The 16,769-nt window shown below is 36.7% G+C and carries 16 protein-coding genes; 1 reads left to right on the plus strand and 15 read right to left on the minus strand.

Annotated features, from left to right (window positions below):
• Positions 1-16: 16 nt before the first annotated feature.
• From U8526_RS02670 to U8526_RS02740, 15 genes are all read right to left on the minus strand, one after another.
• Positions 17-313, minus strand: coding sequence for a L7Ae/L30e/S12e/Gadd45 family ribosomal protein (locus U8526_RS02670; protein ID WP_334340432.1), 297 nt, complete (start codon positions 311-313; stop codon positions 17-19).
• Entirely contained in the window at positions 313-621 is a 309-nt protein-coding gene (rnpM, locus tag U8526_RS02675; RefSeq protein ID WP_334340433.1) for an RNase P modulator RnpM, read from the minus strand. The genes U8526_RS02670 and rnpM overlap by 1 nt, the downstream gene beginning before the upstream one ends.
• A gap of 14 nt (positions 622-635) precedes the next feature.
• On the minus strand, positions 636-1,841 hold the full coding sequence (nusA, locus tag U8526_RS02680; protein WP_334340434.1) for a transcription termination factor NusA: 1,206 nt from the start codon (positions 1,839-1,841) through the stop codon (positions 636-638).
• A gap of 10 nt (positions 1,842-1,851) precedes the next feature.
• On the minus strand, positions 1,852-2,325 hold the full coding sequence (rimP, locus tag U8526_RS02685) for a ribosome maturation factor RimP (RefSeq protein ID WP_334340614.1): 474 nt from the start codon (positions 2,323-2,325) through the stop codon (positions 1,852-1,854).
• Positions 2,326-2,443: 118 nt separating this feature from the next.
• Entirely contained in the window at positions 2,444-6,745 is a 4,302-nt protein-coding gene (locus tag U8526_RS02690; RefSeq protein ID WP_334340435.1) for a PolC-type DNA polymerase III, read from the minus strand.
• A gap of 39 nt (positions 6,746-6,784) precedes the next feature.
• Positions 6,785-8,491 carry a proline--tRNA ligase gene (locus U8526_RS02695; protein WP_334340436.1) on the minus strand — a complete coding sequence of 569 codons (1,707 nt, stop codon included), beginning with the start codon at positions 8,489-8,491 and terminating at the stop codon, positions 6,785-6,787.
• A 12-nt stretch (positions 8,492-8,503) separates the two neighbouring features.
• A complete protein-coding gene (gene rseP, locus U8526_RS02700) occupies positions 8,504-9,766 on the minus strand; it encodes an RIP metalloprotease RseP (protein WP_334340437.1) in 1,263 nt (420 codons plus the stop codon).
• A gap of 19 nt (positions 9,767-9,785) precedes the next feature.
• Complete coding sequence (locus tag U8526_RS02705) at positions 9,786-10,580, minus strand: phosphatidate cytidylyltransferase (protein WP_334340438.1); 795 nt, start codon at positions 10,578-10,580, stop codon at positions 9,786-9,788.
• A 14-nt stretch (positions 10,581-10,594) separates the two neighbouring features.
• Positions 10,595-11,335 carry an isoprenyl transferase gene (locus U8526_RS02710; protein ID WP_334340439.1) on the minus strand — a complete coding sequence of 247 codons (741 nt, stop codon included), beginning with the start codon at positions 11,333-11,335 and terminating at the stop codon, positions 10,595-10,597.
• An 8-nt stretch (positions 11,336-11,343) separates the two neighbouring features.
• Positions 11,344-11,901 (minus strand): ribosome recycling factor, encoded by a 558-nt coding sequence (gene frr / locus U8526_RS02715; protein WP_334340440.1) that lies wholly within the window; start codon positions 11,899-11,901, stop codon positions 11,344-11,346.
• Entirely contained in the window at positions 11,894-12,625 is a 732-nt protein-coding gene (gene pyrH, locus U8526_RS02720) for a UMP kinase (protein WP_334340442.1), read from the minus strand. Before pyrH ends, frr begins: the two co-directional genes overlap by 8 nt.
• Positions 12,626-12,793: 168 nt before the next feature.
• Positions 12,794-13,669, minus strand: a complete 876-nt coding sequence (gene tsf, locus U8526_RS02725; protein ID WP_334340443.1) for a translation elongation factor Ts — start codon at positions 13,667-13,669, stop codon at positions 12,794-12,796.
• A gap of 67 nt (positions 13,670-13,736) precedes the next feature.
• The gene (gene rpsB, locus U8526_RS02730) at positions 13,737-14,534 is read right to left on the minus strand and encodes a 30S ribosomal protein S2 (RefSeq protein WP_334340445.1); all 798 of its coding nucleotides are present in this window, start codon (positions 14,532-14,534) and stop codon (positions 13,737-13,739) included.
• Between the two features lie 126 nt (positions 14,535-14,660).
• A complete protein-coding gene (locus U8526_RS02735; protein ID WP_334340446.1) occupies positions 14,661-14,942 on the minus strand; it encodes a GIY-YIG nuclease family protein in 282 nt (93 codons plus the stop codon).
• On the minus strand, positions 14,929-15,660 hold the full coding sequence (locus tag U8526_RS02740) for a tRNA1(Val) (adenine(37)-N6)-methyltransferase (protein WP_334340447.1): 732 nt from the start codon (positions 15,658-15,660) through the stop codon (positions 14,929-14,931). The genes U8526_RS02735 and U8526_RS02740 overlap by 14 nt, the downstream gene beginning before the upstream one ends.
• Before the next feature lie 62 nt (positions 15,661-15,722).
• Here U8526_RS02740 and U8526_RS02745 point away from each other — a divergent pair, with 62 nt between their 5' ends.
• Positions 15,723-16,352 (plus strand): lysophospholipid acyltransferase family protein, encoded by a 630-nt coding sequence (locus U8526_RS02745; protein ID WP_334340448.1) that lies wholly within the window; start codon positions 15,723-15,725, stop codon positions 16,350-16,352.
• Positions 16,353-16,769: the final 417 nt, after the last annotated feature.

A 16,769-nucleotide genomic window follows, 5' to 3' on the forward strand; every position in this document is an offset into this window, starting at 1 on the left:
TCACTCTCCTTAATTGTTAATTGTCCATAATATCTTTTAACCTTTTAGCAAATCCATAATCTGTTATTCCCATAACTTTTCTGTCTTTTCCAATAGCAGTTTTTAACGAAGCACTATCCACCGTATCAATTACCGGTACTTTATAGTAACTTGCTTTATTATGTAAATCTTTCATTGTTCGTGGACTACAGTCATTAGCCATAATAACTAATTTAACTTTTCCATCCCGAATGCCGTTTATAGTTAGTTCTGTTCCACTGATAAATTTACCAGCTCTAACAGCTAACCCTAAAAAATTATAAAATGAGTTCATTAATGTTTCTTTCCCAAATCACCAAAAAGATCCATTCTTGCCTTTTGATGATCGACAAAATCAAATAATTCATCATAAAAATTCTCTGGTACTGCATGTGAGAACACTTTTTCTAGTGATTTTTTAGATTTTGCATTTTTAATGGCTTCAGGATCTAATCCAACATAAGCGCCACGGCCGGCCTTTTTGCCTGTTGGATCAATTGAGATGTTACCCTCTTTATCTTTAACGATCCTTACCATTTCTCTTTTGGGATACATCTTATTCGTCAAAATATCTTTACGCATAGGTATCTTACGAGTTGCCAAATCTATCACCCCTCTTATTCTTCTGAGTCTGTTGATTCTTCTTCGTTATCTACATCTTCTGAATCAATTGCAGCTGGATTTTGTGCATCATCAGCGTTTGCAGCATTTTCACGAGTTTTTTCAATATCGATCTTGCCACTTTCAACATCATTGATGTCAACGTCTTGATCATTATCGTCAACGAATTCAACTTGTGATTCAGGTTTAATATCAATCTTGTAGCCAGTCAATTTAGCAGCTAAACGTGCATTTTGACCTTTCTTCCCAATAGCTAATGATAAATGATAATCCGGAACAATTACAATACATTGTTTCTTATCATTTTCATCAAATTGCACAGCAATAACTTCAGCTGGATTCAAAGCATTGGCAATGAAGTCAACTGGATCATCAACATATGGCACTACATCAATGTTTTCACCATTCAATTCGTCAACTACGGCCTGAACACGGGTACCCTTAGGACCGACACAAGTACCAACAGGATCAACGTCAGGATTGTCAGACTTAACAGCAATCTTAGTTCTATCTCCAGCTTCACGAGCAATTGAGACAATTTCTACAGTTCCATCATATATTTCTGGAACTTGTTGTTCAAATAATCTCTTGACCAAACCTGGATCTGTTCTAGATACAAAGACTTGTGGTCCCTTTGTAGCATTTTCAACCTTAGTTACATAAACACGGATTCTGTCACGTGAGTTGTAAGTTTCACCTGGCATTTGATCATTCTTAGACATAACAGCTTCAATTTTACCAAAATTGATATAAACATATCGATTATCGCTACGTTCAACTGTTCCTTGAATGATTTCATGTTCATACTGACTATATTCATTATAGATGATATCACGTTCAGCTTCACGAACACGTTGCATAATAACTTGTTTAGCCGTTTGAGCAGCAATACGTCCAAAATCCTTTGGTGTTACTTCTTCTTGGACATGGTCACCAACTTCATAACCTCTACTCTTCTTTTGAGCATCTTCGAGACTAACTTCTAAACGATCATCTACAACGTCTTCAACGACTTCTTTAACCGCATAAACATGTATATTACCCTTTTTTGCGTCAAATTCAACTTTAACATTTTGAGCTTGATTGTAATTTCTCTTATAAGCAGCTACTAGAGCAGCTTCTAGTGATTCAATAACATATTCTTTCTTGATACCTTTTTCGCTTTCAAGCGCATCAAGTGCTTCAACCATTTCTTTACTCATGATTTTCTCCTTAGAATTCGATTGCAAGTCTGATCTTAGCGATGTTGTCTCGACTAATTTCTACTTGTTTCTTTAAATTCTTAACTTTAACATTCAAAGTTATCTTGGTATCCGTTACCTCAATTAAAGTTCCCTCAAAAGCTTTTTGACCATCTTGTTTTTGATAAAGCGATGCATGGACATAGTCGTCGACACTGTCAACGAGACTTTCATCATTCTTTAAGGGGCGTTCTGCACCTGGAGATGAAACCTCTAAGTAATAAGCAGGATCAATTGGATTCAATTCATCCAACTTTTCACCGTACTCCTCACTAATAAGCGCGCAATCATCGATGCTGATTCCGCCCTTCTTATCTGCACAAACTCTCAAATACCAATCTCCACGTTCATGAACGAACTCTAAGTCAACAAGATAAAAATCATGTTGATCTAAGATTGGCTGTAAAATGGCTTTTAATTCTTCAACTTTTGTATCCAAGGACATTCCTCCAAAGTAATCGGCAATAAAAAGAGTGAGCATTTCTGCTCACTCATTAATCAGTAATTAACTAGTAGTTAATTTAACATATATTACGTATTAAAGCAACTTATAAGAACCATAGCTAAAACAATGATAACTGATTTTCGTCTGGCATGCCATCTAAAACATGATTTTCTGTCATATACTCGATAACTGTTTTTGATACTTTACCACGAGTTCCTAAATCTTGTTTAGATAAGAATGGTTGTTCTTCACGGGCAGCCACAATCTGTTTAGCAACGTTATCACCCAAGCCTGGAATAGCGTTAAATGGTGCTAATATTGTCTTATCATCAATAATCTTGAAATCAAAGGCATCAGACTTATCAAGGTCAACCATTTTGATCTTAAAGCCACGTTCCAAACATTCATTGGCTAATTCCAAAACAGTCAAAAGATTCTTCTCTTTAGTAGAAGCATCCATCCCTTTATCATTGATAGCCTTCATTGAAGCCTTAACGGCATCCTTACCTGTAGTCATCGCAACTAAATCAAAATCATCAGCACGGACTGAGAAGTACGCACAGTAATAATAAAGTGGATGGTGAACTTTAAAGTAAGCAATTCTTAAGGCCATAATAATATAGGCTGTCGCATGGGCTCTTGGGAACATATACTTGATCTTCAAACAAGAATCAATATACCAATCAGGAACATCGGCATCTTTCATGGCTTGTTTCCAATCATCAGGAATACCACGTCCTTTACGAACATGCTCCATAATTTGGAAAGCCATCTGTGAATCCATACCATAGTGAATCAAATCCATCATGATATTATCACGACAACCAATAACATCCTTCAGAGTAACGATGCCCTTGTCGATCAATTCTTCGGCATTACCCAACCACACATCAGTACCATGTGATAGTCCTGAAATTTGTAGCAATTCGGCGAAAGTCGTTGGATGTGTTTTTTCCAACATACCACGAACGAATCGAGTACCGAACTCAGGTACACCCAAAGTACCAGTTTTAGAAAAGATCTGTTCAGGTGTAACGTTTAAAGAATCAGTTCCTCTAAATAATTCCATGACCCCAGGATCTTTAACTGGCAAAGTCTTAGGATCAATTCCTGATAAATCTTGTAGCATACGAATCATCGTGGGATCATCATGTCCCAGAATATCTAGTTTTAAGATATTATCATGGATTGAATGGAAATCAAAGTGGGTGGTCTTCCAGAGTGCTGTTTGATCGTCGGCCGGATACTGAATTGGAGTGAAATCAAAAATATCCATATAATCGGGCACAACAATGATACCAGCCGGATGTTGACCAGTAGTTCTCTTTACACCAGTTGACCCCATTGCCAAACGTTCTTCTTCAGCGTTTCTGAAATTCTGCCCAGTTAACTCTTCATAATTTTTAACATAACCGAAAGCTGTTCGATCCGCAATTGTACCAATAGTACCAGCTCTAAATACGTGATCTTCCCCAAACAATACTTTGGTATAGTTATGGGCTACTGGTTGGTAGTCACCAGAGAAGTTCAAATCAATATCAGGAACCTTATCACCCTTGAAACCTAAGAAAGTTTCAAACGGAATATCCTGACCATCCTTTTTCATATCAGTACCACATTTAGGACAATCCTTATCGGGTAGATCATATCCTGAACCAACTTCACCTTTAGTAAAGAATTCAGAGTACTTACAATTAGGACAACGATAATGTGGTGGCAAAGGATTAACTTCGGTAATACCAGTCATCGTGGCAACGAAACTAGATCCAACAGAACCACGGGAACCAACCAAATATCCATCTTTGTTAGATTTATAAACTAGACGTTGAGCAATTAAGTAAATAACAGAGAAACCATTTCCGATAATACTCTTTAACTCGCGATCCATACGTTTTTGAACTAATTCTGGCAAAGGATCACCATAAAGTTCATGGGCCTTATTCATTGTTAAACTACGAATTTCATCTTCGGCCCCCTCCATCTTTGGAGTGTAGAGCTTATCTTTAACTGGAGAAATCTCATCTATTGAATCCATAATTTTCTTAGGATTATCAACGATGATCTCTTGTTCTGTTTGTTGATCCAAGTAATCGAACTCATCAAACATTTCATTAGTCGTTCTAAACTGCACATCAGGCAATTCTGGTCGACGAGCTAAAGCATTACTCTTTACAGCTTTGATAACAATATCTCGATAAACTTTATCATGTGGATCAAGGTAGTGGACATCCCCTGTTGCAACAACAGGTTTATTCAATTCTTTACCTAATTTGACAATGTTCTTGATGATTTCCTGCAAAGCATCTTCATCTTTAATAATTTTAATATCAATTAGATGTTGATATAACGTTTGAGGCATAACTTCTAGGTAATCATAATACTGTGCTAATTCACGAGTATCGTCATAACCTTTTTGCATCATGCTAGTAAAGACTTCACCATTTTCACAAGCAGAACCAACAATTATTCCTTCACGATACTTATTCAACAATCTTCTTGGTACACGAGCCGTTCGATAGAAGTAACGTGTCATTGAATAAGAAACAATTTTAAACATATTCTTCAATCCAGCTTGAGTTTTAGCCAAGAGGACAGCGTGACTTGGACGAGCCTGTTTGTAGGCTTCCTCACCACCAACGTGATCATTTAATTGATTAACGTTTCTTGTTCCAAACTTATCTTCCAATTCATCGAACAACTTGTACATCAAGTAACCAGTTGTTTCAGCATCAGAATCAGCTCTATGGTGATGTTCCAAGACAATATGATAACGTTTGGCTAGAGAATCCAACTTGTGATTACGGTATTCAGAGTGAAGTGTTCTTGACATTTCCAAAGTATCAATAACTGGCATTGATAATCTTGGACGTCCCATTCTTGTTAAAGCAGCATTCATAAAGCCCATATCGAAAGTAACGTTATGACCAACTAGAATATCATCACCGATAAAGTCCATAAATTCGCCAATAATAACCGTTTCATCAGGAGCATCTTGAACCATCTCAGTAGTAATACTAGTCAAATTCGTGGTTACTTCAGACAAGGGATGACCAGGATTGATAAATTTGTCGAATCTATCGATCACTTCGCCATTCTTCATCTTAGTAGCACCAATTTCGATGATCGAATCGTAAACGGCCGAAAGTCCAGTAGTCTCGGTATCAAAGATTACATATTCAGAACCATCTAACACTTGATCTCGTAAATTATAAGCAATTGGATTGCCTTCATCGACTAGGTCGACCTCAACACCGTAAGCAATCTTGACGCCAAATTTTTTCCCAGCATTGTATGCTTCTGGGAAGGCCTGTAAAGCACGATGATCGGTAATAGCAATACCTGTTTGTCCCCAATCACTAGCTCGTTTGATTAAATCAGTTGCACTAGGAATCGCATCCATCTGACTCATGTTGGTATGAGCATGTAATTCGATCCGTTTGTTCTCATCTTCAGCGGTATCTTTACGCATCTCATGTTTGATCACATTGATATCATTGGCCATGATAACTAGTTCACGTGAGAAATTATCCTCCTGAACATTACCACGGACTCTGATCCAAGAACCTTGATCTAATGCTGCAAAGAAGTTTTCATCATCTTCACCATTAGAGAATTTTTTGATACTGAACGATGAAGTATAGTCAGTAACCTTCATAATCAAGAGCGAACGTCCTGATTTCAACTTACGAACATCAATATCAAACACGTAACCTTCAACAACTTTGTTACGATCTTCTTCAATAATGTCGACCATTTGCGTAATTTCTTGATCATCAGGAATCTTACGTCCTACCTTGGAGACATTACCAACAGGTTTAGCCGCCTTCTTTTCACTAGCTTCTTTAGCCTTAGCTTGAAATTGCTTAGTTTTTTCAGCATTAGCAGCTTTCATCGCCTCAGCCTTTTCTTGATACTTGGCCTTGTCAACGTTAGTTCTAATTCTAAAATCAGGAAAACCTAGACTACTATATTCTGACTGAAGTCCATCAATGAGTTTTCCATCAACAAAATCAGCCATAAAACTATTAGAAACATCTAAAAAGACTTGTCCATTCTCAACATGAGGTGGCGTCTGACTGATCTTATCTAGAACCATCGGCGACTCAACGTTGCAATCATTCAAAACATAATTCCAATAATCTTTAATATCTTTTTCAGATAATTCTGAATCCGTCGTTTTGATTTCAAAATCAATTTGGGCGATTCCATCAAAACTAGCTTTCAAGGCTTTAACAAAAGTCATGAAATCATTGAATGGCAATACGCGTTTAAATTCAAAAAAGAATGTCCAGCGTTTACTGTTCTTATGAACTTCAAGTTTATTTAATTTTCCATCGATAAACGCATCATTAGATGGCAATAAGCTATCTAATTTGATTTGTTTAACTAAAATTTCAAAAAGTTGTTTTGTGTCTGACATATTCTTTCCTTCAAAAAATAAAAAAAGGCCTAAGCCTCATTACTGATTCTTAAGCAATATTTTTACTGAATTTACTAATTCATCTTTACTTACTTCAATTGTTTCACCAGTACTTCTGATCTTTAGTTCAACAATTCCATCGCCAGCTTTTTTACCAACAGTGATTCTAATAGGAATACCAATTAGATCTGAGTCAGCAAATTTAACACCGGGACGTTCTTTACGATCGTCAAGCAAGACGTCATAACCTTCATTTTGCAACAATTCAACAATTTCGTCACTCAATTTGCCTTGAACGTCGTTGTTGTACTTGATAGGAACAACATGAACTTGATATGGTGCCAAGCTAACTGGCCAGATAATACCATTCTCATCACAGTGTTGTTCGATGATGGCTGTCAATAGACGTGAAATACCAATACCATAACTTCCCATGATCAATGGATTAGATTTACCATTTTCATCCAAGAAGTTAGCACCAAGTGCTTTTGAGAATTTAGTACCTAACTTAAAGATATGACCAATTTCGATACCACGTGTGAACTTGATATGACCATGGCCATCGGGTGAAACTTCACCTTCCTTGATAACACGGAAATCTCTAAATTCTGGTGTTTCGTCAACAATATCTTCAAAGTTAGCATTGAACAAGTGAACGTCAGCTTTATTTAAGCCAACGACAAAGTTCATCAAACCAACTAAGGAACTATCGTAAAGTACTTTAACTTTATCGTTGATCCCCTTAGGTCCGATAAATCCAGGTACACTGCCAAATTCATCCTTAACTTCTTCAGGAGTTGCCTCACGTAAGAAGTCAGCACCCAAGTAATTCTTCAATTTAACGTCATTGACATCGTAATCACCACGAATCATGACCATAACTGGTTCATCATCAGCCATGTAGGCAACAGCCTTCATAATTCTTGATGATTCAACTTTTAGAAGTTCTGCCAAAGCATCGATTGTATGTACATTTGGTGTATCAACAACTTCTGCTTCTTTCTTATCTTCAACTAAATTCTCTTCCATCTTACTTGCAGCCATTTCAAGGTTAGCTGAGTAATCACTGTCATCTGAATAGGCAATTGTGTCTTCACCGATTCCAGCAATAGCGGAGAATTCCTTTGAATCAGTACCACCCATGGCACCAGCATCACCGATAATAGCGCGGTAATTTAAACCACAAATATCAAAAATATTACGGTAAGCTTGTTCCATTTGATTAAAGATAACATCAAGTTGTTCTTTGTTAGCTGTGAATGAATATGCATCTTTCATGATAAATTCACGGCCACGCAATAGACCATTACGAGGACGATCTTCATCACGATACTTCATTTGCATTTGATATAAAACAAGAGGTAACTTCTTGTAACTATTCAAACTTTCTTTTACAACACTTGTAAATGTTTCCTCATGAGTTGGTCCCAAGATGAAATCACGTTCGTGACGATCCTTGAATTTGAAAAGATTATCGCCATAAGTTTCATAACGGCCACTTTCTTTCCAAAGATCAGCAGGTAAAATTGCTGGCATGCGCATTTCTACGACATCAATTTTTTCCATTTCTTTACGAATAATGTTTTCAATTCTTTGAATAACTGACCAAGCTAATGGCAAGTATGCATATACCCCTGCGGAAACCTGTCTGATGTAGCCGGCTCTTAACATCAACTGATGACTGACAGCCTCAGCATCTGAAGGAGTCTGCTTCAGTGTTGGAATATATAATTTTGATTGTTTCAAGTTCTTATCCCCCTATTTTATAAAGAAGCGCTGAATATCATTCCATGTAACAGCAATCATCAATAAAACCAAGATTCCGACACCAATTAAGGTGATGACAGTTTCATACTGTTCTGGAATTGGTTTTCTTCTGATTGCTTCAACGATATTTAATAAAATTTTTCCACCATCTAAGGCTGGAATTGGAATCAAATTAACAATACCTAGGTTCATCGATAGCATTGAAGTAAATAAAATAATATTAACCAGACCCTGTGACGCTACTTGTGAGGTCATCGAATAAATACCAACTGGTCCTGATAACTGATTAATATTAAATCCACCAGACACCATCTTACCTAATGCATGGAAAACCATGACGGTCGTTCCCCAACTGTATGAAAAGCCATATTTGATCTTAGCCCAGACGCTAGAATCAGTTTTTGGCATAATCCCAATTAGACCGTAACTTTGGCCTTGTGATTTAACAGTTTTAGGAGTTAATTTAATTGTTTTAAGTTTTTTATTTGATTCAACTTTTAAAGTAACTTTCTTACCAGGGTTATTTTGAATATTGGTTGATAAAGCAGTCCATGACCCAGTTTTTTTGCCATTAACGCTAACAATCGTATCGTTTACTTTTAGACCTGCTTGTTGAGCAACTGAATTTTTTTCAATATGTCCCAATTGATTAGTGGCAACACCATTCATCATGAAAGCAGCTAAAATAGCAGCCAAGACTGCCAAAACGAAATTATTGAATGGACCAGCAAAATTAGTAATCATTCGCTTCCAAACAGAAACGGACTGAAGTTGAACATCGCGTGGTGCGATTTGAACCTCAGTACCGTCTTCTTCAACAATGGTTGCATCATGATCAACTGAATACTCCTTAACGACTGTCTCATCGCCATTTTCATACCCTTCAATCACCAAGTCATCAACTAAGTCTGACTTAGAAATTTGAACGGGGACCGCATTTGCATCATAAACCTTACTGGAAGTTATTATTTTTATTACTTTATCTTGATCATTTAAAACTAAAGACGCCATCGTTCCTGGTTGAATATCAGAATCATCTTCCTGAGCGCCAGCCATACGTACATAACCACCTAAAGGCAATAGTCTTAAAGTGTATGTCGTATGGTTCTTACGATAAGCGACAATTTTTGGACCCATCCCTACAGAAAACTCACGAACTAAAATCCCTGATTTTTTTGCAGCATAATAATGTCCAAATTCATGGACAATAACTAATATCCCAAAAACGATTATAAATGTAATTATCGCGGTCATTTTAACCTCCACGAGATGCTTAGACTAAAGCGAATATGTGTAACAACGGTAGTACGATCAGCATACTATCGAATCGATCTAAAATTCCACCATGTCCTGGTAAAATATTTCCTGAATCTTTAACTTTGTAATATCTCTTATAAGCTGATTCAATCAAATCGCCCATTTGTCCCATGATTGATAGAACAAAGGCAATCATCAACATTGTTGTCATTGAGTACTCTTGTGGCACAAAGTACATGTAAACGCCTGAAAGGATCAAAGCCATAACAATACCGGCAATTGTTCCTTCCCAAGTCTTGTTAGGACTGATAGCAGGCCATAACTTGTGCTTACCAATCTTTCTACCGAAAGTATAAGCAAAGATATCTGTTGACCAAACAACTATTAAGGCATACATCAATAAACCTAAACCAGCGTTTGAATTTCTTACAGCAGCCAAATAGTGGAATCCTGTACCAATGTACAACATTGAAACTACTGAAACAGCTGCATCTTCAAAATTAAATTTGTTCTTTGTCAATACTGTAATAATCAACAAGATTACCGCAAAGACGTAGAATAGATCCAATCTTGAGAAACTCTTTGGGAACCATCCACGGTAAAATCCGTTAGGAACTACTAATGCTAACGTTCCTAAGATAGTTACTAAAAAGTCGACGGAAACGATGATACGTTTACGCATAATATAAATTTCAAAAACACCGACTGCGGCTAGTGCTGCAGCTGCAACTTCTAACCAAACTCCACCAGCAAGCAATATGGGAATAAAGATTGCTAGTGCAATAACGGCAGTAATAACACGTTGTTTCATAATTTTCCCCCAAACTAAACAGACCCGTAACGACGATCTCTTCTGTCAAATTCTTTAATATCCTCAACCAAATCATCAACCGTGAAATCGGGCCAGTAACTATCGTCAAAGATCATTTCTGTATAAGCTAATTGCCAGAGCATAAAATTAGAAATTCGCTCTTCACCACTAGTTCTGATCAACAAATCAGGATCAGCCAAATCTTTTAAATGATTAGTCAACAAATGATCTGCAAACATGGCATCGTCAATATCACTTGGATCTATTGAACCACTGGCAGCCTCAATTGCCAAATTTTTAGCAGCATTAACAATTTCAGCTCGGCCACCGTAATTAAAAGCAAAATTGAGGATCATTCCAGTATTACCCTTAGTATCCTCAACTGCTTTTAAAACTACTTTTCTGGTTTTTTCAGGTAAGTGATCAGTAAATCCGGTTACGAACACTCGAATATTTTCTTTAATTAAATCCGGCATAAAAGTTCCGAAAAAATCTACTGGTAACTTCATTAGGAAGTTGACCTCTTTACTAGGTCGACTCCAATTCTCAGTAGAAAAAGCATACAAACTCAAGACTTTAACGCCAAGATGACTTGCTGCTGTAGCAATTGTCTTAACATTATTCATGCCTTCTTTATGCCCAGCAATACGTGGTTGGCCCTTTTTCTTAGCCCAACGACCATTACCGTCCATAATAATAGCAATATGCTTAGGAACTGATATGTCTGAATCCAACTGTCTCTTACTCTCTGTCATAAAGACTATTATCCTTCAGTAATTTCTTTTTCTTTTTCTGCTGCTAATTTATCAACTTCTGCGATAGCCTTATCGGTAACCTTTTGAACTTGATCTTCAACATCATGGAATTCATCTTCAGTTACATCGTTGGCCTTTAATTGCTTCTTAAGATCGTCCATAGCCTCACGACGAACGTTTCTAACGGCGATACGGCTCTCTTCAGCTTCTTTACCTACTTGCTTAGCAATCTCTTTTCTGCGTTCACCAGTAAGCTGTGGGATAACCAAACGAATAACCTTACCATCGTTAGCAGGGTTCAATCCTAAATCAGATGAATTAATGGCATGTTCAATATCATCCAATGATGATTGATCATAAGGTGTGATCATCAAAACACGTGCTTCAGGAATGTTAACTGAGGCAACTTGATTCAATGGCACATCAGTACCATAGTATGAAACCTTAACGTTACTTAAAATTGAAGCATTAGCTTTACCAGCACGGATATTAGCTAATTCTTTTCTAAGAACGTCGATTGACTTCGTCATATTTTCTTGTGCTTTTGTAACAGCTTTGTTAGTCATCATTACCACCCTTTATAATTGTTCCGATATTTTCTCCTTGAACAACCTTCTTAATATTTTCAGCCTTGTTCAAGTTGAATACGATCAATGGAATATCATTATCCATTGACAATGATGAAGCAGTTGTATCCATAACTCCAAGATTCTTATTAATAATATCAAGTTGTGTTAATTCTGAGTACTTCTTAGCATTAGGGTCCTTCTTAGGATCAGCTGAGTAAACACCGTCAACGTTGTTCTTAGCCATTAAGATAACGTCAGCTTCGATTTCAGCGGCACGAAGTACAGAAGTAGTATCTGTTGAGAAGTAAGGATTACCAGTACCACCAGCGAAGATAACAACACGACCCTTTTCTAGATGTCTGATTGCCTTTCTTCTGATGTAAGGTTCAGCTACTTGACGCATTTCGATTGATGTTTGTACACGTGTTGGTACACCAATATGTTCCAAACCATCTTGTAAGGCAAGTCCGTTCATAACAGTGGCCATCATACCCATGTAATCTGCTTGGGCACGGTCCATTCCCATTTCGGCACCTGTTTCACCACGCCAAATGTTACCACCACCACAGACGATGGCAACTTGAACTCCTAGATCATGAACACTCTTAATTTGTTCAGCTATTGTTTTAATAACTGGTGGATTAATACCAAAGCCTTTCTCACCGGCTAGGGCTTCTCCAGAAACTTTTAAAATCACTCTTTTATACTTGATATCAGGCATAAGTTCTCTCCTTTAATTTTGCTACTAAATATTTTAACATATTCGATACAGTAAATTTATCTAAACACCATTTTTAAACAAATTTTGTGCGGATACAACCCTAAATACAAAGAAAAAGCCGTTTAATTCAAAATGAATTAAGCGACTCTTCCAAAAAATGTTCTTAAATTACTTGATTTGGTTCTTTACTTCTTCAGCAAAGTCTTCCTGTTTCTTTTCGATTCCTTCGCCAACCTCGTAACGAACGAATGAAACAAGCTTAGAATTCTTTGATTCAACGTATTGTTGAACAGTCATATCTGAATCCTTAACGAATTCTTGGTCAGCCAAACTAATTTCTGACAAGAACTTGTTTAAACGGCCTTCAACGATTCTAGGGATAATCTTTTCAGGTTTACCTTCAGCCTTTGTTTCTTCAGTGAAGATAGCCTTTTCATGTTCCAAACGGTCTGCAGGAACTTGATTACGATCCATGAATTCAGGGTTGATAGCAGCAACGTGCATAGCAACGTCTTTAGCAACAGATTCATCGTTACCTTCAAGAGTAACGATAGCACCGATCAAACCACCATTATGTAAGTATGAACCGAATACTTGTGAGTCTGTCTTGTCAAGAACCTTGAAACGTCTCAAGGAAATCTTTTCACCAATAACAGCTGTTAAGCCTGTGATGGCATCGTTAATTGTTTGGTCACCAATCTTAAGTGCCAAAGCTTCGTCCATTGTCTTTGGTTCACTAGCAACAATAGCCTTACCAATTTCGTTTACAAGATTGATAAACTTGTCGTTTGATGAAACAAAGTCAGTTTCTGAATTAACTTCGATGATAGCAGCTTTGTTACCTAGAACTTCGATGTGTGTTAAACCTTCAGCAGCAATGTTTCCACTCTTCTTAGCAGCTTTAGCTACACCCTTTTCACGAAGTTTGTCGATAGCCTCTTGCATATTACCGTCAGCAGCAACCAATGCCTTCTTAGCATCCATCATACCAACGCTTGTCTTATCACGTAATTCTTTAACTTGAGCAGCAGTAATTTTAGCCATTAGTAATCCTCCAGTCGTATAAATAAAGCCATCTTACTCAGATGACTCTATTTTACGCTTATTATTATTATTTATCTTCGTTATTGTTTTTAGCTTCTGCTAAATCTTCGATAGATTTTGCATCGGCAGCATTGTCATCTTTGTTATCGTCTTTAGCAAAGTCTGCATCTGTAACAGCTTCTTCACCTTGTTTACCTTCAACAATAGCATCTGCCATCTTAGATGTAATTAATCTAACGGCACGGATAGCATCATCGTTTGAAGGGATGATAACATCGATAGGATCTGGATCTGTATTTGTATCAACCATAGCTACGATAGGAATGTTAAGTTTCTTAGCTTCGTTAACAGCAATGTTTTCCTTATGAGGGTCAACAATGAACATAACATCAGGGATTCTTGGCATATCTTCGATACCACCAAGGAATTTCTCTAACTTAGCTTGTTGCTTTGTAAGTAAAGCAACTTCTTTCTTAGGTAGACGATCAAAAGTACCATCTTGTGACATAGCTTTGATGTCCTTTAATCTCTTGATACGTTTTTGGATTGTGTTCCAGTTAGTCAAAGTACCACCTAACCAACGATGGTTAACGTAGTATTGGCCAGCACGTGTTGCTTCTTCAGCAATAGCGTCTTGTGCTTGCTTCTTTGTACCAACGAATAGGAAAATACCATCATCACCGGCAACAGCCTTCATATAGTTGTATGCATCGTCGATCATGCGTACTGTTTTTTGTAAATCAATGATGTAAATACCATTTCTTTGTGTAAAGATAAATGGCTTCATCTTAGGGTTCCATCTTCTTGTTTGGTGACCAAAATGTACACCGGCTTCAAGAAGTTGTTTCATAGAAATAACTGACATAAAAAGTTCCTCCAGGTTTTTACCTCCACTTAAGTCATGTCTAGTTGAAACACATAAGTGCACCAACAACTAAATCGTTAAGTGTGTGTATTCAATACGGTTAAATATTATAATGGAATATTAATTTTAAATCAAGTAATCACGCCAATTTATTCCGTTACTTTTTAACAAAGTTTCTTTTTGCTGACGTGACAACTTTTTAATCGCAATTTCACGTTTCAAAGCTTGTGATTTATTCTCCAATTCTTCGGTGTACATTAATTTAACTGGCCGTCTAATTTTGGTATACTTGGCACCTTTACCAGAATTGTGGGTAGCCACCCTCTTTTTCACATTATTACTTGTCCCCGTATAAAAAGTTTTATCGCTACACAACAACATGTAGACATAATATTTACTTGTCTCCATTGATTATTCGATTAGCCTCTTCACTCAATTGATGATTGTCATCATAAATTATTAAGTCTGGTTCGACTTTCAATGATGCTGATTTCACAGTTTTGACCACATCGAGCAAAACTAAATTGGCATCCTTTCGAGCAGTAGTCCTGACAAAACGCATACGTTTCGGTTGCAATCTTTGTTGTAACATTTCCGCGACTAACTCGCTGAGACGTTCCGGACGATAAACCAGATAAGCATGAGAATTCTCTTTAAGCAAAACTTTGATAGAATGTAATACATCCGCTAAGCTAGCTTTTACTTCATGACGGGCAATAGCTAGAACTTGTTTCTCTTTTAAAGCTGTTTTATCCAAAACTTTGAAATATGGTGGATTACAGACAATCATGTCAACTGTGTCGTGGTCAATATGTGCTTGAACATTCTTCAGGTCATCATTGATCAGATGAACTTGTTGTTGCAGTTTGTTGTCTTCAATGCTTTTTTCAGATAAAGCAGCCAATTCTTTTTGAATCTCAACCAAATATATTTGTGCGGATGTTTTAGAGGCCAACGACAATCCAATTGCGCCGTTTCCAGAACATAAGTCGACTACTTTACCTTTTTTTACAGGCTTAGCGAAGTTGTAAAGTAAAATAGTATCGAGATTAAATGAATAAAGTTTTTTATCTTGATTAATGATTATTCCACTATTAGAAATAATATCTTGAGAATAAATCGACATGTGACACCTACTTTATGGTATTTTAAATAAGTTAAGATTATTTTAGGGAGAATGATAATTCTATGTTTTATAAATTTATCCGTGTAATAGCGAGAGGCATTGTTTTCATTTTAAATGGCCGTTATAAAGTCGTGGGTAAAGAAAATCTGCCTGACAAGCCTTATATTTTAGTAGCACCTCACCGTACTTGGTGGGAACCAATTTTCTTTGCACTAGCGATTTCTCCACGTGAAGCTACTTTTATGGCTAAGAAGGAACTTTTTAAGAATCCCATTTTAAGATTCATCCTTGTGCACGCACATGCTTTTCCTGTGGATCGTGCTCATCCTGGTCCTTCAGTAATAAAAACACCAGTTAAAGCTTTGAAAAAAGAAGATAAAGTTTTAATCATGTTCCCTTCAGGAACTCGTTACTCCGAACAACTAAAGGGTGGCGCCTCACTGATTGCTAAACTTTCAAAAGCCCCATTAGTTCCCTTCGTTTATCAAGGACCTTTGACCTTTGGTGGTTTAATGAAACATAAACAAATTACTATTGGTATAGGACCTGAAATTGACTTTGATTTCAAAGCTAAACTTGATGAGAAACAGACTAAACAAGTTAACGATGATATGGAAGAAGCTTGGAATAATATCGATAAGGAAATTGATCCTTCGTTCGAATATATCCCACCTAAGAAAAAACATAAGTAATTATATAATATACTAAAATTGAATATATTAAAATAACCCTGGCATGCCAGGGTTTTATTGTATAAAAAGGACATGAATTTACCCACTTATATATTTAGGTTTCTACTGCTAAATATATAAATGAGTGTTCATGTCCTTTTTTGATTACAGTGAATACATCCCAGTAAATCTTATGGGAAATGGCTTTCTTTTCTCGATACATATAGATTCATCCCTATTTAGATAGGGATCACAATTAATCTGATACAAAGTAAACGACAATATAGGAGTATCACCCCTATACACATAGGGAGCACACAAAATCAAACTGGATCTGTAGTAGTTAATAGGAATCACCCTTATATACATAGGGAGCACACTAAGAAAAGACCGTTATATTAGGTATTCTAAAATTGAAAAACTACTTATTCTTATCAA

Origin of the sequence: Companilactobacillus sp. HBUAS56275, assembly GCF_036913655.1 — a bacterium.
Classification (GTDB): Bacteria; Bacillota; Bacilli; order Lactobacillales; family Lactobacillaceae; genus Companilactobacillus; species Companilactobacillus pullicola.